Consider the following 19,097-nt stretch of genomic DNA (forward strand, 5'->3'; position numbering starts at 1 on the left):
TATCACTAATTCATTTTAAATATATTTTTAGCCTTTTTAATTGCAATTCTACCTTTACGCTTAAGAATTTGCTTAATAACTACTGGCTTTAAGTCCTCATAAGCTACCCCTTCTCCGTCATATTTTCTAACAAGTGAAATTGCATCAAACTTACATTTTGTTGTGCAAGCCCCACATCCTACACATAAAAATTCGTCTACAACCGTTGCACCGCAGCTAAGGCAACGTTCAGTTTCCTTCTTTATTTGTTCTTCAGTAAATGTACCACGTAAATCCTTAAATGTTTCCTTTGATTTTTCTGCATCCACGTGATTAGCTTTTTGCCTAGGTAGACGATCATATCCTTCTAGTTCAATATTTTCTTTATCTATAGAATGATATTCTTTTCTATCTCGTCCTATAACTAAACTTTGTCCTGGATGAACATAACGATGTATTGAAATTGCCCCTTCTTTACCTGCTGCAATAGCATCAATTGCAAATCTTGGACCTGTAAATGCATCTCCACCTGCAAAAACATCCTTTTCTCCTGTTTGATAAGTAAATGAATCTCCCTTTATTGTATTATTTCTATTTAACTCTATATTACTGTTATTAAGTAAATTTCCCCAAAAAATTGATTGACCAACTGAAAGTAATATAGTATCTGCTTTTATAATCATTGTATTGTCTTCATCATATTTAGGATTGAATCTATTATTTTCATCAAATACAGAAATGCATTTCTTAAATTCTATTCCAGTAACATGTCCATTTTTCGAAATAATTCTTTTTGGCCCCCATGAATTGTTAATAGTAATTCCTTCTGATAAAGTTTCTTCTATTTCTTCATCAAGAGCTGGCATTTCTTCTAGACTTTCAAGACAAAATATATTAACGCTTTCTCCTCCAACTCTAGTGGCTGTTCGGGCAACATCTATGGCAACATTACCACCACCTATGACAACTACATTCCCTTTAAGATTAACATCCTCTCCTAAATTCACACTACGTAAGAAATCTACTCCTGTAATTATCCCTTCTGACTCTTCACCCTCTATACCTATTTTCCTTCCTGCTTGAGCTCCAATTGCAAGATAAAATGCTTCATATCCATCAGCCCTTAACTCATTTAAAGTTATATCCTTACCAACTTCAACTCCACTCTTAAATTCAACTCCTAACTCTCTTAAAACATCTATTTCTGCATTTACTACATTCTTTTCTAGTCTAAAAGATGGAATCCCAAGAGTTAACATACCGCCAAGCACCTTTTGCTTTTCGAATACAGTTACCTTATAACCTTCAGTTGCTAAATAAAATGCACATGAAAGGCCTGCTGGACCTGCTCCTACAACTGCAATTTTCTTATTATAATCATGCTTTATCTTTGGCACATATCTATTTTCTGTATTCAAATCTTGATCTGCAATAAACTTCTTAATTTCATCTATAGCAATAGGATCATCTATATCTCCTCTAGTACATGCAGATTCGCACTTTCTTGGACAAATACGCCCACATACTGCTGGAAATGGATTTTCATGTTTAATTAATTCAAGTGCTTCTTTATATTTTCCTTGAGAAGCTAATTTTATATACCCTTGAATGGCAATATGAGCTGGACATTCTGTTTTACAGGGACTAGTGCCACTATCTACAACATTTTTTCTATTAACTCTATAATTAGGATTCCATTTTTCTGGTCCCCATTCTGTATCACGTGGAGTTTCAACTTTTTCTACTTCTATAGGCTTTACTGAACATAGCTTTTGCCCTAGCTTAAGAGCATTAACAGGACAGTTTACAACACATTCTCCACAGGCAACACATTTTTCTTTATCAACCTGAGAAACATAATTTGAACGCACCATATCTACATTTTTAAACATTTCAGCTGTTCTTAAAGATAAACATGAACATCCACAACAATTACAAATTGCATGAGTTTTTCCTGAACCATCTAGATTAGGTATTTGATGCATTAACCCATTTTCTTCTGCTCTTTTAATTATCTCAAAGGCTTCTTCTCTTGTAATTTGGCGACCTCTTCCTGTACGAATATAATATTCAGCGGCATGTCCCATTTGAATGCACATATCTTCAGCTAAATGACCACATCCCTCTCCCATAACTTTTCTAGCTGTACGGCAAGAACAGTCTGAAACTGTAAAGATATCATTTTCATTAAGGTATTTAGAGACCTCTTCATAAGACGCTTTTCTGGTTTCACCATCAATAGCTTGTTCTATTGGGATAACACGCATTAATCCTACTCCTACAGGAAATGCCCCTGTAGTTTTTGGTCCTCTTACTCTTCCATAAGCTTCAAAAGCTTCTGCAATTTGAGGATATTTGTTAACGTTTTCTATATTGTTGACCATCATCTCCATGATTCCAGGAACCCAAGTATCAAACCAATAATTATCAACACCATCAATCTTATTTACAAAGCATACGCCTGCAACTGCTAAATCCCATAATAGTTTTTCTGTTTCTTCTATTGATTTCCCACATAATGGAGCAAGTTCTTTTGCTGTACTTTTTTTCTTATTTTCATACAAAGAGCTACTTCTGCCATTTCTTCCGTAACAACCGGTTCTAATATTCTATATTCTGGATCTTCAGCTTTTATCTCATTTTTCGATCCTCGTTTTTTCTTACTAATATGATTAGCAAGATCCAACACCTTTTCCTTTACCATAATATTTCCCCCTAAATTTAGTGTTAAATTATGAAAATTAAGTTAAATAAACTTCACTAATTTTTTCATATAAAACTTTGCACTATCAATTTTTGCATTAATACTGATTCCAATCCCTTACTTCTCTACGAATCCAGTCTGCAAATTTCTCGATACCTTCTCCTGTTCTTGCAGATATTGTAATTATCTCGGCCTTTGGATTCAATTTCTTAACACGTTCCTTGCAAGCCTCTAAATCAAAATCAAAATACTCTAAAACATCAATTTTATTAATTAATAAAACGTCTACAATTGAGAACATTAATGGATATTTTAATGGCTTATCATCTCCTTCCGGAACACTTAAAATCATTGCATTTTTTGATGCTCCTGTATCAAACTCTGCTGGACACACTAAATTACCTACATTTTCTAATATTGCGAAATCAATCTCTTCTGTTCCAAGTGCTTGTAATCCTTGTTTTGTCATATCTGCATCAAGATGACACATCCCCCCAGTATGTAATTGAATTACTTTCACACCAGTTTTAGAAATAGTATGTGCATCTACATCAGAATCAATATCAGCTTCCATAACTCCAATATTCATTTCTTCTTTTAAAAGATCTATTATTTTGGTAAGTGTTGTAGTCTTCCCAGAACCCGGAGAAGACATTAAGTTTAATAAAAACGTTTTCTCCTTTTTTAATTCTTCCCTAAGTAAACTTGCTTGGTGGTCATTGTCTTTGAAAACACTTTGCTTAATTTCAAGAACCCTAAAATCATTCATATATTATCCCCATATCTATAAAATTTTAGACTATAGTTTTAGTAAAATTAAGAATTTTCAGATATTAATAAATATTTTTACCCCTATATTTATAATGTTTTAAATATTTATTTATTGTACTGTTTTACTTAAATAAGTATATTAACTTTTAATATACTATTAGTTTTAATTATGTATATTATTAATTGAACCATATATTCTTTTATATTGATATTTTAAAAATCGCTTTTATCTGGTCATACCAGAATACCAAATTATATTTTGATAAAATATTAACATATTTAATTATTCAAGTCAATATTTTCCTATCTATCAATACTTATTTTATGCCACTCTTTGATATATATACCTTATATATTATTGATTTATGTTTAATTTTGGAATATAATAATTATTGGTACGTGGTTATACCAATATCAGAATAAAGAGGTGAAAATATTATATGGAATTTACAAAATTAACTTCGCCATCATTAAAAGAATTATTTATACGCGAATTAGAGAAGATGATTTTATCAGGAAAACTTCCTATTGGTGAAAAGCTTCCTCCCGAAAGAGAACTTGCTAAATCTATGCAAGTTAGTAGAGCTGTAGTTAATTCTGGTATTTCTGAATTAGCAAGAAAAGGTTTTTTAAATATTAAGCCAAGAATAGGTACATTTGTAGCTGATTATCGTAGAAATGGAACTATGGATACTTTAATTTCCATCATGAATTATAATGGAGGTATATTAAGAAAATCAGAGATACGCTCAATTATAGAAATTCGTATTGCATTTGATTCCCTAGCTGTAGAATTATGTATTCCAACAATTACCGATGAGGAAATTAATAATTTAAAAAATTATGTTAATCAAATAGAGGAAACAAATTCACCTGAAGAAGCTTCTGAATTAGCTTTTGAATTTCATCATGAATTAGCTTTTCTTTCTGGAAACACCTTGATGCCCATGATTTTTTCCTCATTTAAAACTCCTATATTATCCTTATGGGAACGTTTTTGTAGATTGCATGGTTTAGAATCTTTACGCAAAAATACAACTACCCTATTTAAATATATCGAACAAAGAGATAGTGCAAAAGCTATAGAATGGTTAAAAACTTCTCTTAATGATATTATAGATGGCAGTACTCAAATTTACTATTAATTAAGTATTATATGATATACATATATAGTAATCCTAAAAAGAATGGCTCTTATTTAATAAAAAGCCATTCTTTCCAAAATATTTTTACTTATTTTATTTTTTTTAGAAAATCTACCATTATATTAGTAAATTCATCTGGATGTTCAAAATGAATATCATGTCCTGATTTTATTGTTATAATCTCACTTTCCTTTATAAGACTTTTCACTCTTTCTGCATCCTCATCACTATTGGCTGCATAAAGCACACCATCTTTCCCATACTGAGTTTCTGCCTTAACATATATAGTAGGGCAATCTATTTTCTGTAAAGTTTTTTCTTGATCAAGACCTTCAAACCATGATCCTGTATAAAATGTTTCTGAAAACTCAAGATCAAAATTATCTAAATAAAGTGTACCATGAATCCATTTATATGGTACATACCATAATTTTAACGGTTCTCCTGGATGCCCTGCTCGATATTTTTTAGTACTTCCTGCAATAAGTTTTCTTAAGTCTCCAAACATTCCCCAAAGATAGCTATTCTCCATGTAGTACACTACATAATCATCATTTTCTATTTGATTTTCAAATTCGTGTACCACTTCAAAATTCTCTTTCCACACAAATGTATCTTGCATCTCATCTGGTTCTACACTAAAAAATGGTGGGTCTTCTAATACAACACCTAATACATTTTCTGGTGAATTGGCTGCAATCCATGCTGCTAAAATACCACCAGATGAATGTCCTGATACCACACATGGTTCTTTAACAACATTTTTAATAAACCATATAAAATCTTGCCCCATAGCAGTTCCTTTATACTTTGCAGAATCATGACTAGATTTTCCATGACCATGACAATCTATTGCATATACATGATAATTATCAGCTAACTTCGGGAGAACTCTTGAATAATCTTCCCACTGCATAGACTGTCCATGTATTAATAAAAGAGCTGGCCCATTATTAGGACCTTCTGCATAATTAAGTATAGTTCCATCATTAAGAGTTATCTGCTTTTCTTCATATCCTGTGCTATATGTTTTATTTAATGGTTTTTTATCATAATTCATATTCTTATAAGCATAAATTCCAAGTATAACTATTACACTTACAGTCAATATAGCAATACTAAATAAAAATATTTTTAACACTCTAAATTCTCCCTTTCCTACTTTTTATTCTATATTATTTTCTCTTTATTTATCATTTATATTTTATTACTCATCACATTCTTCTGCTTTGTATATTGCTTCTGCAAAATTCATTAGCTTATCATACTTCATCAAAGCAATTCCATGAGCTTCATCACCCAGAACTAATAGCTTATCCCCTGAATAAATTTTAAATATATCTCTAGCTCCTTTAGGAATTACAATTTGGCCTCTTTCTCCAACCTTTACTAGTCCAAATACATGCTTACCTTTAGGTTGAATATCTATTCCTTCCCTGTCATCTGAATAATTCACTAAATCATCCAATGATACTTGATATAATTCTGATAAAGATAAGCAATTATTTATATCTGGAACAGTAGTTCCATTTTCCCACTTTGCAACAGCTTGCCTTGAAACACCAATTTTATCTGCAACTTCTTCTTGAGTATATTTATTTCTATATCGTAATTTTTTTAAATTCATACTTATCATATTTTTCACATCCTTTTTTACTAATTATATAGCAGTTTTACTAAAAATCAATCAATCTAAGATACCATGTTATGTTATCTTTAGCTTACATTCAGTGTGATTAAAAAAACATTAATTATAATTAATAAAAGTTCCCCAAATATCTATTTGAGGAATTTTATTAATACTAATCGGCTATTAATTTATATTTTTACTAACACTTATAAACATTTAATAAATTTTTAATTCTACGAATAAGCTCATCTCTGACATATTGTGGTTCTAGGCATTCACATTCATCCCCAAAACTAAGTAAAAGATTATAACCGAACTCATCTTCTATAAACGGAAATTTAACTAATAGTTTATTATCTTTATACGGCTGAATATTCTCTTCTCCACAGTGCTCCACCATTCTTTCCCTAAGAGATTCATTAATCACAAGTTTAATTGTAATTATTTTTTTCTCTATATAATTCCAGGGCCCTAATGACTTTTCCTCAAACTCCCTAGGCTCAAATGTATCTTGAAGAACTTCAAGATCTGATATACGTGATAATTTAAAAGTTCTAAAGTCTTCTCTAGATAAGCAGTATCCTTGTATATACCAATTTGATTCTTTAAGTATTAATCTATAAGATTCAATTTTTCTACTACTCTTTTTCCCATATCTATCATAATATTTAAATAATAAAATTTTCTTTTCATTAAGGGCTTTTTTAATTCTTTCAAGATTTGGCTGTAAATACTTATTTCCAATCCACGGAGTAAGATCAATTGCTATTTGATTTGATTTTAACTCAATATCCTTAATATGCTCATCCGGAACTAATCCTTTTAATTTAGCAAGTGTGTTAATAATTTCATCATTAGTCATTGTTGATGAAATACTTCCAAGTCCCATTAAAATTGTTATAATATCTGAAGTTGTAAAAAGTTTCTTGTCAATTTTGTATTCTTCCATAATTCCAATACCACCATTAACGCCTGGATAAGTAATAATAGGAATGCCTGATAAGTTTATTGTTTCTATATCCCTATAGATAGTTCTAGGGCTTACTTCAAACATTTCAGCTAACTTAGCTGCACTAATTTTTTTACGTTCAAGTAATATCATAATAATGGAGATTAATCTATCAATTTTCAAATTCATCAATCCTTTAGTTAAATTTATTTTATAATATAACCATGACATACTGTTGTCAAGGTTACATGATAGAATAAAACTGTATTAAGAAGTAAATCTTAAGATTACTTTGAATCAAATTTAAAAAGAGGAGAATGTAAATGGATTTTTCAAAAGAATTTAATAGAATAATGGAAGATACAAATAATATTGCTTTAGCAACTGCAATAAATAATACACCAAATGTTAGAATAGTAAATTTTTATTATAATCCTGAAAATAAAGGTATGGTATATTTTGCCTCCTTTAGAGGACTTCCTAAAACAATAGAATTTTTGCAAAATAATAAAGTAGCATTTACAACAGTACCAAAAATTCCTGATGAAAATAGTGAGCACATTAGAGTCTCTACTGCTACAATCAATAAGAGTTCTTTATCCATATATGACTTAAAAGAAGAATTTATAAAAAAATTGCCAAGCTATGAAATGATAATTAATCAAGCTGGAGATATGCTAGATGTTTATGAAATTCACTTTAAAGAAGCTAACGTAATTTTAGAAGTTAGACAAAGCGGTAAGATCACTCTATAGAATATTTATTAAATTAAAATGATCCATATTAATCTTTATAATATGGATCATTTTATAATTTCAATCTTTATATAGCTCTTTTATTCTTCTACTACTTCAAAGTCATCCTTACCTACACCACAAATAGGACAAACCCAATCATCTGGAATATCTTCAAATGCAGTTCCTGGTGCTATGCCGCCATCAGGATCTCCTTCTGCTGGATCATAAATGTAGCCACATGGAATACATATATATTTTTTCATAAACTTATCCTCCTCTTCATAATTTTTATTTATCTAAAGCTAATGCTTTGATACAAACAAATATTAATTCTCTCATAAAGTTTTTCTCTTTTATAGTATGCTTATAATTATATATTATTATTTTTCAAATTTTTAGATTAATATGTATTACTTACTAATTTATTAATACATATTATATCATATATTTATTACACTTCTCTATACTTTCATTACCATAAAAAATTAAATCTAATCTTTGCATTGACTTGCACAAAAAAATATATAATAAAGTTCATTATTTCTTACTAAAACAGTTTTTAATAAATTTTACTAGATCATTACCATACCATATATTTTATATCTCAATATTTATTTGACTACACAAATAACATATGTTACTATTAACCTATGTTATTTGTAAAAGAGGTGTTATCATGTCAATTAAACTTGCAATACTAGGTATATTGAGCTGGAAGCCATCAACAGGATATGAGTTAAAAAAGATTTTTGAAGAATCTTCTTTCTTATACTGGTCTGGTAATAATAATCAAATTTATAAATCTCTTATTAAGATGGAAGATGAACATCTTGTTACTAGTGAAATAATACATCAAGATAATTCTCCTTCAAAAAAATATATACTATAACCAAAGAGGGTCTTAAAGAATTAAAAGAATGGATTTCATCATCACCAGAAGCTCCTGAGATTAAAAAGACATTTTTAGTTCAACTTGCATGGGCAGACATATTAAGTAATCAAGAATTAAATGATCTTTTCTTAAAATATGAAAATGAATTGAAAGTGCAGCTAATTATGCAGGTTGAGAAAAACAAACGTGCTCTTTATTCACCTAATAGAAGTACTAGAGAAAATTTACTATGGGAAATGATATCAGAAAATATTATTTCAACTTATAATAATGAATTAAATTGGATTAGTGAAACTCGTCAAAAACTATTTAAAAATAATATCATAAAGGAGGAAGAAAAAATGAACTATAAAATTAGAGAAATAAATGATAAAAAATATATAGAATTGATTTCTGCTACTACACCTTTAAGTACGGAAAATGATGCTCTTGATTTATTGAGCTTATGTTGGGAGCATGAAGTATATGCACTTATGATTCATTATGAAGCCTTATCAGAAGATTTCTTTAACCTAAAAACTAAGGTGGCTGGTAATATGCTTCAAAAATTTATAAACTATAATTTAAAGTCTGTTGCTGTTATACCTAATGATATAATTCAAAAAGGTAGATTTAGAGAAATGGCCTTAGAAGTAAATAAAGGCAATCATTTTAGAATGTATGGAAATAAAGAAGATGCTGAAAAATGGCTTTTGAAATAATTAAGCAATAGATAGATTTGATATTACACAAATCTATCTACTGTCTTATTTTAGTTAAATATATTAACTTCTAAAATTAGCTTTTTTTCTTTTCATAAAAATAGTGCCTCCACAAAGTACACAAATAGAAAGTATTACTACAGGTAATATTAGCCCACTAGATTTCTCCTTATCTTCATTAATTGATGTTGTAGCATAAATTTCAGCTTCATAAGAAACTTCTTGACCATCCATTATTGTTACCTGTTGCCCTTCTACAACTTTAACCATGTCTCTACCTAAAATACTATATAGATATTCAGTATTTTCTTCATTATAAGGAATAATTCCTACCTCAACATAATCTTTAAAAGGTGCTGTATGGGTAACCTCAAATCCCTTTTCAGAAATTTTATCTTTATATTGATTAAATACATATTGATTAATCTCTATCTGTTTGTTTAGTATACCTTCATCAATTTCTTCCTCTAAAACTACCGTGCTTGAAACAGAATTATCTGGTGAATCTATAGCTGTACCTACTGTAACAACCTGTTTACCTTCAATAATTTTAACTACATCATTACCAAAAGCATTATATAAATATTCTGCATTTTCTTCACTATAAGGCATTATTCCAATTTCAATAAAATTTCCAACAACGCCAGTATTTATAACTTTAAACCCCTTATCAGAGATTTCATTAGCATGTTCTTCAAATACAAACTTATCAATTTGTTTTTGTTTCTCAAGCAAGTTATTTGCAACAGCTGATTGTGGTTCTCGTGCCTCAGTTTGCTGACCTTCATTTGTATAAGCTAAAGCTACAGTTGATGAGAATATTGATATACATATTCCAATAACTAAAATCTTTATAAATTTTAATTTCTTCATAAACTTTGCCTCCAATCTATTTTATCATTTCATTGACCTTGCAATCTTAATAGCATCCTCTTGTGTTATTAATCCTGTAATGGAGTAATGAATCCCATCTCTGGACCAATATAACTCTGTATTTATGGTATTTTCATATTTATTACTTATTAATATATTTTCCTTTAATAATCCTATTGTTCCGTTGATATCAACCTTCTCATAATTAACAAGTTCATTTTCAATTTGAATCTTTTCTTGTATAATCAAAAAAGACTTACTTTCTAAAAAATAATTAATAATAATTTTGGATGCATTTCCTTCTTCAAGGCCTGATGCAGTAATTTCTTCAATATCATAATCTTCTGGAATATAAGTAGGCACAAGAAAAGCATTTCCAAAATTTCTTTTTGCATCATCAAAAGTATCTATAGCCCAGGATTTTTCCTCAGCATTTAATATATTTATGTTGGAATCTTCTGGCGCTGATTCAGTTTCACCAACGCTACTGATAATATTAGTATCAGAATATTCAGTTTGGATTTTGGGATTTTTTAGTGGTAAAATATGAGCTATATTTACTATTCCAATAATTAAGAGAAAACAAGCAGCTGGTATCAGTACTTTACTGATTGGCATATTATTTTTCTTTAAACTTTTTTCTAATGTCTTTTTCTTAAGATCTTCATCAACTTTTATATCTTTCATGATATCATCTGCTATATTTTTAAAGTCCCTCATTTTATTCATCCCAATCACTCCTCCCTCCTAACTTCATTTTAAGTATTTCTCTTGCTCTGTGTAATCTGCTTCTTACAGTTCCTTCAGCCACGTTCAAAATCCTACTTATTTCAATCGTATTATAGTTATGGTAGTAGTAAAGTATGATAACTTCTTTAAATCGATATGATAGAGACATTACTTCTTCAAATAAGATTTTATTCTCTTCCTCTTTAATAATTTTATTGTCAATTCCAATAATTATATTTTTCTCTTTTAATTTATCAGTAAGTAGCACCCTCTTTAGCCATGAACTACGTAACATATCTTTACATACATTAATTGTTATTCTAATAATCCATGTTTTTTCACTACTTTCACCCTTAAAACTTTCGAATTTATTGAAAACCCTAATAAACACTTCTTGGAAAGCATCCTCAGCATTCTGTAAATCTTTAAGATACATATATGATGTTCTCAACACATCATCACCATAATCATCCATTAATCTTTGAATTTCTTTTTCTATATCATGTCCTATAATCGATTTATTCTCCTTTGGTACCGAAAGGGAATCCATAAGTTACCTCCTTTCTTATGGTGCTTACATTTATTAGACGTATTAAATTATCCTTACGCTCCCAATTTATAATTTTTATTTTATATAATAACATTAATTTAAAAAAGATATTAGTAAATATTTATATATTTATTTAATCATAAGGTTTGCAGTCAATATTTTATTTTTCTTTATAACATGATTTTACTTATGTAAAAATAATAGTACAACAGAATAAATATTATTCTATTGCACTATTATTATATAGATACTATTTTTTAATAAACCTTTCAGCTTCACTTAAATCTTTATAATTTGGATGTCCTTGTGCAAACTTACTCATGAATTCAAAAATTTTATTATCACTAAAATCTTTGCTAATAAAACTTCCCTTACAAGCAAAGCTACCCTTACACTTTGCTCCCTTTAATTCTAAAAGCCTAATTAACTTTTTATTATAAAACTTTTTACCAACTCCACTTGTTGAGAATACAAAAGTACTTTTTCCTTTTAAGCTCAAACTTTCAACACAACTAAATAATTGTGAAGCCATTCTTTCTTTATAGACTCCAGAGCCAAACCCAATTAAATCATAATTATCAATTATAATATCTTTAGATTCTTTTAAATTTATTAATTCAGCATTTATTTCCGTTGCAAATACTTTCGCAATTTTCTCAGTATGATTTTTGTACGCAGAACAATATATAATTACAGATTTCATAAATTATATTTCCTCCATCTAAATAAATTGTACTTTACATTATACCCTCAATTCTTTAATTATAGACTATATTAAATATCTAATTCACATTCTTAGATAGAAATTTTTTATATGTTGTATCTATAAGAATAGCACCAAGTGGAGCAGTAATTATAATAGATAGAACCGCTACAGTCAATACAATATTACCACAAGGTAAATTCATAGCTAATGGTAATCCACCGATAGCCGCTTGCACTGTAGCTTTAGGCATATATGCAAAGGCTGTAAAAACTCTCTCTTTTTTATTGAGATTAGTATTAATAAGGCAAATAAAAACTCCTATCATACGGAATAGTAAGACTCCAAAAATAAGCAAAATTGATAGTATTCCCGCATTTAATGCATAACTAATGTTAACTATTGCCCCTACAAGAACAAAAAGAAGTACTTCTGCTCCAACCCATAACTTGGAGAATTTATTTGAAAGACGTTGTGAAATTTCATATTTCTTTTGGTGAAGAGTTGCTCCCAGTGCCATTACTGCAAGCAAACCTGAAAATCCAATTGCACCCGTCATCATATGCTCTAAGGTAATAAGTAAAAACGAAATAGAAAGAATAGTTATTACCTTTCCAGTATCCCTAATATGCACTTTAGAAAATAGCATAGATAAAAATAATCCTGTTACCACTCCACCTAATAAACCTAAGATTATTGATGTAGGAATAGTTAGAAAATGCATTGCTGTAATAGTACCACCTTGTGCTAGCCCAGTAAAAGCTGTAAAAAGAACTATAACAAATACGTCATCTACAGAAGCTCCAGCCATTATCATTTGTGGAATACTCTTGCTTGTTCCATATTCACTTTCCATTAATTTAAGCATTTTTGGAACAATTACTGCAGGAGAAACTGCCGCTATAACTGTCCCCATTATGGCAGCATCCAATATAGTTATTCCCAGAAGCATAGGTGCCAGAATTAACATCCCTATTATTTCAAAACAAGCAGGTACAAAACACATTAAAATAGCCGGTCTCCCAACCTTTTTTAGATCTTTAATATTAAGATTAAGTCCTGCTCTAGTCAGGATAATAACTAAAGCTATTTGCCTTAATTCTGTAGAAATATTCAAAATTGTAGGGTCAAGTAAATTCAATACATATGGTCCAAGTAAAATACCAGTTGTTAGCATTCCAAGTAACTTTGGAAGTCTTAATGTCTCAAAAATTTTTCCTAGCACCATTCCACTTAGGAATAATAATGCAAGTGATAATAGCATATACATCTCTCCTATCTTTTTTAAGTAATAAAAAAAGCCAATGATTCTGCGATTTTAAATCACAGAAGTCATCAGCTTTACACGCGGTTTAGGTCTTAACCAAGGGAGAACTTCATTCCCATAAGATATAATACATTATTTAAGTGAATTTATCAATATATAAAAACATTATATTATTAATTTTCTTTATATCTACACGATAAATCCTGCTACTAACGTAGCTAATACAATCAACGGTGCTGGTATCTTTTTGGTGAATAAAAGTACTATAGTAATTAGCATAACAATAATATTATCAATTCTAAATCCACTCTTCTGCATTAGAATTATTGCAGAAACAGTAATTAATCCACCAGCAACAGCAGTAATCCCCTTTAAGGATATTTTAATTCCTCTAATCTTCTTTAAGCTTTCCCATATAGGATATATAAAATAAATCAAAAGAAGCCCTGGCAAAAATATTCCAATGCCACCTGCAATAGCACCTAGAACTTGTATTAGTGCACTTCCTCCTCTAGCTGCCATTCCACCTGCATATGAACTGAAACTAAACATTGGTCCAGGCAACCCCTGCACAAGTCCGAATCCAGTTAAAAATTCTTGATTGGTCATGTACTGATTTACTTCAACCAATTCACTATACATTAGTGGTACCACTACTTGTCCGCCTCCAATGACCAAATAACCATATCTATAGAAATTTTCAAATAAATGAATTATTTTATTATCCCATATAAGAGTTAAAATAAAGCTTCCTATTGCAAAAGCTTCAAATAAAATCAAATATATCCAAGGAGGACTTATTTTTACACGATTCCATAGATTTTTCTCTTTTGAGGTAATAACGCTAACAACTCCACCTAAAATTAGAACTAATGGATATATCCAAGGTTCTCGAATGAAATAAGTAGTTACTCCTCCCATTATTAATAAAATTAAAGTAATCTTGTCTGTTATCACTTTACTGCCTATTCGGTACGCAGCTATAATTATGAATCCTACTGCCATTGGTCCAATATATCGTAATCCTTCTTGAGATAAATTCATATTTCCTAGAAATTGACTTAAAAATGAAAGTAAAGTCATCAAAATAAGTACAGGTAAAGCCCATACCAGCATAGTTAGGAGTGCCAACAATGGTCCTCCAATTTTGTACCCAATAGCTACAATGGTTTGCGTACTACTTGGCCCTGGCAAAATTCCAGTTAAAGCAATAAGTTCAACTAACTCTTCTTCATTTAAATATTTTTTCTTTACAACCATCTGATCTGTAAAAACACCATAATGCGCCTCTGGTCCTCCGTATGCTCCTAAAGAGCAAATGAATACATCTTTTAGAAATATTCTCCATAAAACAGCATTTTTATTTTCTCTTTCTTTTTTCATAACGAACCTCTCCTTTCATAGAAAATTATCATATTATAAACTTAATATAAGCGAATCCATCTATTACTACATATGTGATTACCATGAATAATAAATACCATGAATAATAAATGTATGGCTAAAAACCATACTCCTATCTCATACAAAGTAACACTATAAAATAAAAGCATTATAACATAAATAATCATTCTCCTTTTAAGTCAAAATACTTTTATAAGTCCATTAAAATTAGTAATAGATAAATATAACATAATCACTTGTAATAAAAAATATTTGATGTTATAATTATATCATACTTCGATATCGGTTTTCGATATACACATTATACATTAGAGGTGAACAAAAATGCAAGATAAAATTTTAAGAAAATTTTTTCTAGGATTTATTCAAATCCATATACTTCATCATGCAAAGAAAGATCCTTTCTACGGTTCTTGGATGATAGAAGAACTTAGTGAGCATGGATATGATATGAGTCCAGGAACTTTATATCCCCTTCTTCACAGTATGGAATCAACTGGACTCTTAGAAAAAGATGAAAAATTAGTAGATGGGAAAATTAGAAAATACTATAAAATAACTGATCAAGGTGTTGAAGTTTTAGATGAGGCTAGAAAGAAAGCTTATGAATTATTCAAAGAAATAAAAGATTGATGAATGGAGAAAGATTTCTATGTTTTCACTCAAAAAAGTAATATACAAACATATTTTAGAAATTAATGACCTTAATATAAAAAGATATAAAGTTACGTGTATCGTAGGAGAAAGTGGAAGTGGAAAATCTACACTCTTACGACTTCTAAATAAGCTTATAAGCTGTGATAGTGGTGAAATATTTTACAATGGTCAGTCTTTAAATTCTATTAATTCTATAGAACTAAGGAGAAATATAGGAATGTTGCCACAGCTTCCTGTTATTTTTCCTGGAAGTATTAAAGATAACCTACTAATAGGACTTAAATTTGCAGAAAAGCCACTAGTTGATGATAAAAAACTTCGCACTATCCTAAATATAATTCATTTAAATAAAAATCTAGATGATAATGGTGATAAGTTATCTGGTGGCGAAAGGCAAAGACTTGCTTTAGGAAGATTAATTTTAATTGATCCTGACGTATTCTTATTAGATGAACCTTCGTCAGCAATGGATGAGAAAACAGAAAATATTATAATTAAAACTTTAGTTTCATACATTCAGGAAACAAATAAGACCTTGATTATGGTTACTCATTCAAAGAAAGTCGCACAGACTTACGCAGAAAATATTATAGAGATTCATCAAGGTAAAGTAATAGATATTAAGGAGGTTTAGTAAATGAATGGTGTAATCAATCTATCACTATGGCAAATGATATCGGCCTATGTATTTGTTTTAATTCTTCTGCTTATTGTTAAATTTAAAGGAATTTCAAAGGAGAAGGTAATTCTTATTTCTTCTCTAAGAATGACACTACAACTTATTATTGCAGGGTATATACTAGTTCAACTTTTTAACACCTCATCTCCTCTGTTTACTATTTTTATTTTAATTATGATGGAATTCTTTTCTGTTTATAACATCATAAAGAGAACTAAGGAAAGAATTTCATCAAAGCTTAAGCAAATAATTACTTTATCAATGATTATAGGAACCTCTTCCTGTCTATTCTACTTTTTACTTATTGTTGTACGCATATCACCATGGTATAACCCACAATACTTTATTCCGATTGCAGGTATGTTAATAGGAAATTCTATGACTGGTGTCTCTTTGTGTGTCAACCATTTAGTTGATGGAATGCAGAATCAAAAGACTTTAGTTGAAGGGGCTTTAATGCTTGGAGCAACACCTAAAATAGCTTCAAAGCAAATTGTAGATAATGCTTTTGATTCTGCAATACTACCTACCATTAATTCCATGGTTGGTATGGGAATTGTTTTTTTACCTGGCATGATGACAGGTCAAATACTGTCAGGAATCTCCCCTATTACAGCAATAGAATATCAAATTGCTATTATGCTTGGAATACTCGGCAGTGTATCATTAACTGTGATAATATTTGTTCAATTAGGATATAAAACCTTCTTTAATGATCAGAGTCAATTAATCATTGATGATTATAACTAATATTTAATAAGTCCATATTATAAATTCTAAGATTATGCATTATTGAATTTATTTTTATATACTTTCATTGCAAATATATAAGAAACAACTATTATTCCTATACACCAAGCAAGGGCAATCCAGATGTCATTTTCTACAGATTGCTTTGCTAATAAATTACGAATAGCTTCTACGATAGGTGTTACAGGTTGATTTTCTGCAAAAGCACGTACTATTGAAGGCATTGTATCTGTTGGTACAAAAGCAGAACTTATAAATGGTAAAAAGATGATAGGGTAAGAGAATGCTCCTGCGCCATCTGGTGTTTTAGCAGAAAGTCCAGCAATTATAGCAATCCAAGTCAAAGCAAATGTAAATATCCCAAGAATTCCAAATACAGCTATCCATTCTAAAATTCCTGCTGAAGAACGGAAGCCCATTAATAATGCAACAAGTATAATAACTACTACAGAAATTCCATTGGAAATTACTGAAGTTAATACATGTCCCCATAATACTGTAGAGCGAGCAATTGGCATAGAATTAAAACGCTCAAATATACCACGTTCTTTATCCATAAACAACCTATATGATACATATGCAATACCACTCCCAATAGCCATTAACATTATACCAGGTAATAAATAATTAATATAATTTTCTGTATTTGTTTTAATCGCACCACCGAATACATAAACAAATAATAACATCATAGCAATTGGTGTAATACAAACTGTAATAATTGTATCCATACTTCTAAAAATATGACGCATAGAACGTCCAAACATGACACTCATATCTTTTAAGAAATGTTTATTTGTTAATCTCATCTATTTTTGCCCCCTTCTACCTATTATTGATAGGAATATTTCTTCTAATGTAGGTTCTTTCTCAACATATTCAACTTTCGCAGGCGGGAATAATTTTTTTAATCCTTCTAGTGTATCTAGAGCAATAATTTTTCCGCCATGAAGAATAGCGATTTTATCTGCAAGTTGTTCTGCTTCTTCTAAGTATTGAGTCGTTAAGAATACTGTAGTTCCTGAATTCGTTAGCTCCTTTACAATCTTCCAAACTTCTAGACGTGCTTCAGGATCTAGACCTGTAGTTGGCTCATCTAGAAAAATAATCTTTGGATTTCCAACTAAACTCATTGCAATATCAATTCTTCTTTTCATACCTCCAGAATAAGTAGATACTCTTCGATCTGCAGCTTCTGACATACCAAAACGATTAATCAACTCATCTGCTATTGAATTTGGATTTTTAAGATGTCTAAGCTTTGCTATCATTTGAAGATTTTCACGTCCAGTCAAAATTTCATCAATAGCGGCAAATTGACCAGTGAGACTGATAGAGCTTCTAATACCTACTGGATTTTTTTCAATATCAAAACCGTTAATTACAATACCTCCAGTATCTGCCTTAAGCAAAGTAGCCATAATTTTAATCATGGTTGTTTTACCAGCTCCATTAGAACCTAGCAATGCAAAAGTCTCTCCCTGCTCCACTTCCAAATCTACTCCCTTAAGTACTTCTACATCTTTGTAAGACTTCTTTACGTCTTTAATTTGTATGATATTTTTTTTCATTTTCTTTTCCTCCTCTACATACTGTAGTAATTTTATTCAAACTTAAGTTTAATTCTTTAAATACAGCTTGATTAATTATAATAAAAAAGAGCCGATAACTGTGATTTTATTCACATGTTATCGGCTCTGCGTCTTGGCGTCTGGCTCTTTAATAACTGATATATTTAGTTGCATTACATTGATTAGGGTTTCCTGCTTACACTTTGGACAAAATAGTGGGAAATTTTTAAGTACTGTATCATCACCTATCTTGACTCTTGTTTTATTGCTACAAACCGGGCATAATATCCACTCGTATTTATTCACTCTATCCCCCCTTTTTCAATTTTATTATTGATATCTATCATTTTAATACCTGCAAACATTAAGCTACTTTTTTAATCTTCAATCTTTGCAGGCAGTGCAA

At 29.9% G+C, this 19,097-nt stretch carries 21 protein-coding genes, 1 pseudogene and 1 riboswitch; of the genes and pseudogenes, 7 read left to right on the forward strand and 15 right to left on the reverse strand.

Features of this window, described 5'->3' with window-relative positions; translation table 11 throughout:
- Positions 1 to 5: 5 nt before the first annotated feature.
- Both A500_RS13505 and hypB read right to left on the reverse strand, forming a co-directional pair.
- Positions 6 to 2,683: pseudogene (locus tag A500_RS13505) on the reverse strand (FAD-dependent oxidoreductase).
- A gap of 97 nt (positions 2,684 to 2,780) precedes the next feature.
- Entirely contained in the window at positions 2,781 to 3,452 is a 672-nt protein-coding gene (gene hypB, locus A500_RS13510; RefSeq protein WP_016208127.1) for a hydrogenase nickel incorporation protein HypB, read from the reverse strand.
- Positions 3,453 to 3,894: 442 nt separating this feature from the next.
- On the opposite strand from hypB, the gene A500_RS13515 reads away from it, so the two are divergent.
- Complete coding sequence (locus A500_RS13515) at positions 3,895 to 4,599, forward strand: FadR/GntR family transcriptional regulator (RefSeq protein WP_016208128.1); 705 nt, start codon at positions 3,895 to 3,897, stop codon at positions 4,597 to 4,599.
- An 88-nt stretch (positions 4,600 to 4,687) separates the two neighbouring features.
- On the opposite strand, the gene A500_RS13520 is transcribed toward A500_RS13515, so the two are convergent.
- From A500_RS13520 to A500_RS13530, 3 genes are all read right to left on the reverse strand, one after another.
- Positions 4,688 to 5,740, reverse strand: coding sequence for an alpha/beta fold hydrolase (locus A500_RS13520; RefSeq protein WP_016208129.1), 1,053 nt, complete (start codon positions 5,738 to 5,740; stop codon positions 4,688 to 4,690).
- 66 nt (positions 5,741 to 5,806) lie between these two features.
- Positions 5,807 to 6,235: a helix-turn-helix domain-containing protein gene (locus A500_RS13525; RefSeq protein ID WP_016208130.1), complete on the reverse strand. Its 429-nt coding sequence runs from the start codon at positions 6,233 to 6,235 to the stop codon at positions 5,807 to 5,809.
- Positions 6,236 to 6,428: 193 nt separating this feature from the next.
- Positions 6,429 to 7,361, reverse strand: a complete 933-nt coding sequence (locus A500_RS13530) for a helix-turn-helix transcriptional regulator (protein ID WP_016208131.1) — start codon at positions 7,359 to 7,361, stop codon at positions 6,429 to 6,431.
- A gap of 140 nt (positions 7,362 to 7,501) precedes the next feature.
- Here A500_RS13530 and A500_RS13535 point away from each other — a divergent pair, with 140 nt between their 5' ends.
- Positions 7,502 to 7,933, forward strand: a complete 432-nt coding sequence (locus tag A500_RS13535) for a pyridoxamine 5'-phosphate oxidase family protein (protein ID WP_016208132.1) — start codon at positions 7,502 to 7,504, stop codon at positions 7,931 to 7,933.
- Positions 7,934 to 8,013: 80 nt separating this feature from the next.
- Here the strand turns inward: A500_RS13535 and rd are convergent, their stop codons facing one another.
- Positions 8,014 to 8,178 carry a rubredoxin gene (rd, locus tag A500_RS20050; RefSeq protein WP_016208133.1) on the reverse strand — a complete coding sequence of 55 codons (165 nt, stop codon included), beginning with the start codon at positions 8,176 to 8,178 and terminating at the stop codon, positions 8,014 to 8,016.
- A 413-nt stretch (positions 8,179 to 8,591) separates the two neighbouring features.
- Between rd and A500_RS22180 the strand changes: the two genes are divergently transcribed.
- Entirely contained in the window at positions 8,592 to 8,804 is a 213-nt protein-coding gene (locus A500_RS22180; protein WP_242835134.1) for a PadR family transcriptional regulator, read from the forward strand.
- 98 nt (positions 8,805 to 8,902) lie between these two features.
- Entirely contained in the window at positions 8,903 to 9,508 is a 606-nt protein-coding gene (locus A500_RS13540) for a DUF4180 domain-containing protein (protein WP_242835136.1), read from the forward strand.
- Positions 9,509 to 9,571: 63 nt separating this feature from the next.
- Here A500_RS13540 and A500_RS13545 read toward each other — a convergent pair whose 3' ends face one another.
- The 6 genes from A500_RS13545 to chrA form a co-directional block, all read right to left on the reverse strand.
- The gene (locus A500_RS13545; RefSeq protein ID WP_016208134.1) at positions 9,572 to 10,381 is read right to left on the reverse strand and encodes a hypothetical protein; all 810 of its coding nucleotides are present in this window, start codon (positions 10,379 to 10,381) and stop codon (positions 9,572 to 9,574) included.
- Positions 10,382 to 10,405: 24 nt separating this feature from the next.
- Entirely contained in the window at positions 10,406 to 11,110 is a 705-nt protein-coding gene (locus A500_RS13550) for a DUF4367 domain-containing protein (protein ID WP_016208135.1), read from the reverse strand.
- Positions 11,103 to 11,660: a sigma-70 family RNA polymerase sigma factor gene (locus A500_RS13555; protein ID WP_016208136.1), complete on the reverse strand. Its 558-nt coding sequence runs from the start codon at positions 11,658 to 11,660 to the stop codon at positions 11,103 to 11,105. Before A500_RS13555 ends, A500_RS13550 begins: the two co-directional genes overlap by 8 nt.
- A gap of 250 nt (positions 11,661 to 11,910) precedes the next feature.
- Positions 11,911 to 12,363, reverse strand: a complete 453-nt coding sequence (locus tag A500_RS13560; RefSeq protein ID WP_016208137.1) for a flavodoxin family protein — start codon at positions 12,361 to 12,363, stop codon at positions 11,911 to 11,913.
- A gap of 79 nt (positions 12,364 to 12,442) precedes the next feature.
- Positions 12,443 to 13,627, reverse strand: a complete 1,185-nt coding sequence (locus tag A500_RS13565) for a cation:proton antiporter (RefSeq protein WP_016208138.1) — start codon at positions 13,625 to 13,627, stop codon at positions 12,443 to 12,445.
- A gap of 55 nt (positions 13,628 to 13,682) precedes the next feature.
- Positions 13,683 to 13,756, reverse strand: a riboswitch (Fluoride riboswitch).
- A 63-nt stretch (positions 13,757 to 13,819) separates the two neighbouring features.
- Entirely contained in the window at positions 13,820 to 15,013 is a 1,194-nt protein-coding gene (gene chrA / locus A500_RS13570) for a chromate efflux transporter (protein ID WP_016208139.1), read from the reverse strand.
- Positions 15,014 to 15,358: 345 nt separating this feature from the next.
- Between chrA and A500_RS13575 the strand changes: the two genes are divergently transcribed.
- The 3 genes from A500_RS13575 to A500_RS13585 are packed head-to-tail and all read left to right on the forward strand — an operon-like array spanning position 15,359 to position 17,120.
- Positions 15,359 to 15,667: a PadR family transcriptional regulator gene (locus A500_RS13575; protein ID WP_016208140.1), complete on the forward strand. Its 309-nt coding sequence runs from the start codon at positions 15,359 to 15,361 to the stop codon at positions 15,665 to 15,667.
- Positions 15,668 to 15,686: 19 nt separating this feature from the next.
- On the forward strand, positions 15,687 to 16,325 hold the full coding sequence (locus A500_RS13580) for an ABC transporter ATP-binding protein (protein ID WP_016208141.1): 639 nt from the start codon (positions 15,687 to 15,689) through the stop codon (positions 16,323 to 16,325).
- Between the two features lie 3 nt (positions 16,326 to 16,328).
- On the forward strand, positions 16,329 to 17,120 hold the full coding sequence (locus tag A500_RS13585) for an ABC transporter permease (RefSeq protein ID WP_016208142.1): 792 nt from the start codon (positions 16,329 to 16,331) through the stop codon (positions 17,118 to 17,120).
- Between the two features lie 32 nt (positions 17,121 to 17,152).
- On the opposite strand, the gene A500_RS13590 is transcribed toward A500_RS13585, so the two are convergent.
- The 3 genes from A500_RS13590 to A500_RS13600 all read right to left on the reverse strand — a co-directional run bounded on the left by A500_RS13590 (position 17,153) and on the right by A500_RS13600 (position 18,997).
- Positions 17,153 to 17,929, reverse strand: coding sequence for an ABC transporter permease (locus tag A500_RS13590; RefSeq protein ID WP_016208143.1), 777 nt, complete (start codon positions 17,927 to 17,929; stop codon positions 17,153 to 17,155).
- Positions 17,930 to 18,691 carry an ABC transporter ATP-binding protein gene (locus A500_RS13595; RefSeq protein WP_016208144.1) on the reverse strand — a complete coding sequence of 254 codons (762 nt, stop codon included), beginning with the start codon at positions 18,689 to 18,691 and terminating at the stop codon, positions 17,930 to 17,932.
- A 117-nt stretch (positions 18,692 to 18,808) separates the two neighbouring features.
- Positions 18,809 to 18,997 carry a cysteine-rich KTR domain-containing protein gene (locus tag A500_RS13600; protein ID WP_016208145.1) on the reverse strand — a complete coding sequence of 63 codons (189 nt, stop codon included), beginning with the start codon at positions 18,995 to 18,997 and terminating at the stop codon, positions 18,809 to 18,811.
- Positions 18,998 to 19,097: the final 100 nt, after the last annotated feature.

The sequence above is a fragment of the Clostridium sartagoforme AAU1 genome (assembly GCF_000401215.1).
Taxonomy (GTDB): domain Bacteria; phylum Bacillota; class Clostridia; order Clostridiales; family Clostridiaceae; genus Clostridium; species Clostridium sartagoforme.

Excerpts from the sequence above, each read along its gene's own strand:
- chrA (WP_016208139.1), bottom strand. The coding sequence starts at position 15,013 with ATGAAAAAAGAAAGAGAAAATAAAAATGCTGTTTTATGGAGAATATTT.
- A500_RS13535 (WP_016208132.1), top strand. The coding sequence starts at position 7,502 with ATGGATTTTTCAAAAGAATTTAATAGAATAATGGAAGATACAAATAAT.
- A500_RS13565 (WP_016208138.1), bottom strand. The coding sequence starts at position 13,627 with ATGCTATTATCACTTGCATTATTATTCCTAAGTGGAATGGTGCTAGGA.
- A500_RS13525 (WP_016208130.1), bottom strand. The coding sequence starts at position 6,235 with ATGATAAGTATGAATTTAAAAAAATTACGATATAGAAATAAATATACT.
- A500_RS13550 (WP_016208135.1), bottom strand. The coding sequence starts at position 11,110 with ATGAATAAAATGAGGGACTTTAAAAATATAGCAGATGATATCATGAAA.
- A500_RS13580 (WP_016208141.1), top strand. The coding sequence starts at position 15,687 with ATGTTTTCACTCAAAAAAGTAATATACAAACATATTTTAGAAATTAAT.
- A500_RS13575 (WP_016208140.1), top strand. The coding sequence starts at position 15,359 with ATGCAAGATAAAATTTTAAGAAAATTTTTTCTAGGATTTATTCAAATC.
- A500_RS13545 (WP_016208134.1), bottom strand. The coding sequence starts at position 10,381 with ATGAAGAAATTAAAATTTATAAAGATTTTAGTTATTGGAATATGTATA.
- A500_RS13515 (WP_016208128.1), top strand. The coding sequence starts at position 3,895 with ATGGAATTTACAAAATTAACTTCGCCATCATTAAAAGAATTATTTATA.
- hypB (WP_016208127.1), bottom strand. The coding sequence starts at position 3,452 with ATGAATGATTTTAGGGTTCTTGAAATTAAGCAAAGTGTTTTCAAAGAC.
- A500_RS13555 (WP_016208136.1), bottom strand. The coding sequence starts at position 11,660 with ATGGATTCCCTTTCGGTACCAAAGGAGAATAAATCGATTATAGGACAT.
- A500_RS13595 (WP_016208144.1), bottom strand. The coding sequence starts at position 18,691 with ATGAAAAAAAATATCATACAAATTAAAGACGTAAAGAAGTCTTACAAA.
- A500_RS13560 (WP_016208137.1), bottom strand. The coding sequence starts at position 12,363 with ATGAAATCTGTAATTATATATTGTTCTGCGTACAAAAATCATACTGAG.
- A500_RS13585 (WP_016208142.1), top strand. The coding sequence starts at position 16,329 with ATGAATGGTGTAATCAATCTATCACTATGGCAAATGATATCGGCCTAT.
- rd (WP_016208133.1), bottom strand. The coding sequence starts at position 8,178 with ATGAAAAAATATATATGTATTCCATGTGGCTACATTTATGATCCAGCA.
- A500_RS13590 (WP_016208143.1), bottom strand. The coding sequence starts at position 17,929 with ATGAGATTAACAAATAAACATTTCTTAAAAGATATGAGTGTCATGTTT.
- A500_RS22180 (WP_242835134.1), top strand. The coding sequence starts at position 8,592 with ATGTCAATTAAACTTGCAATACTAGGTATATTGAGCTGGAAGCCATCA.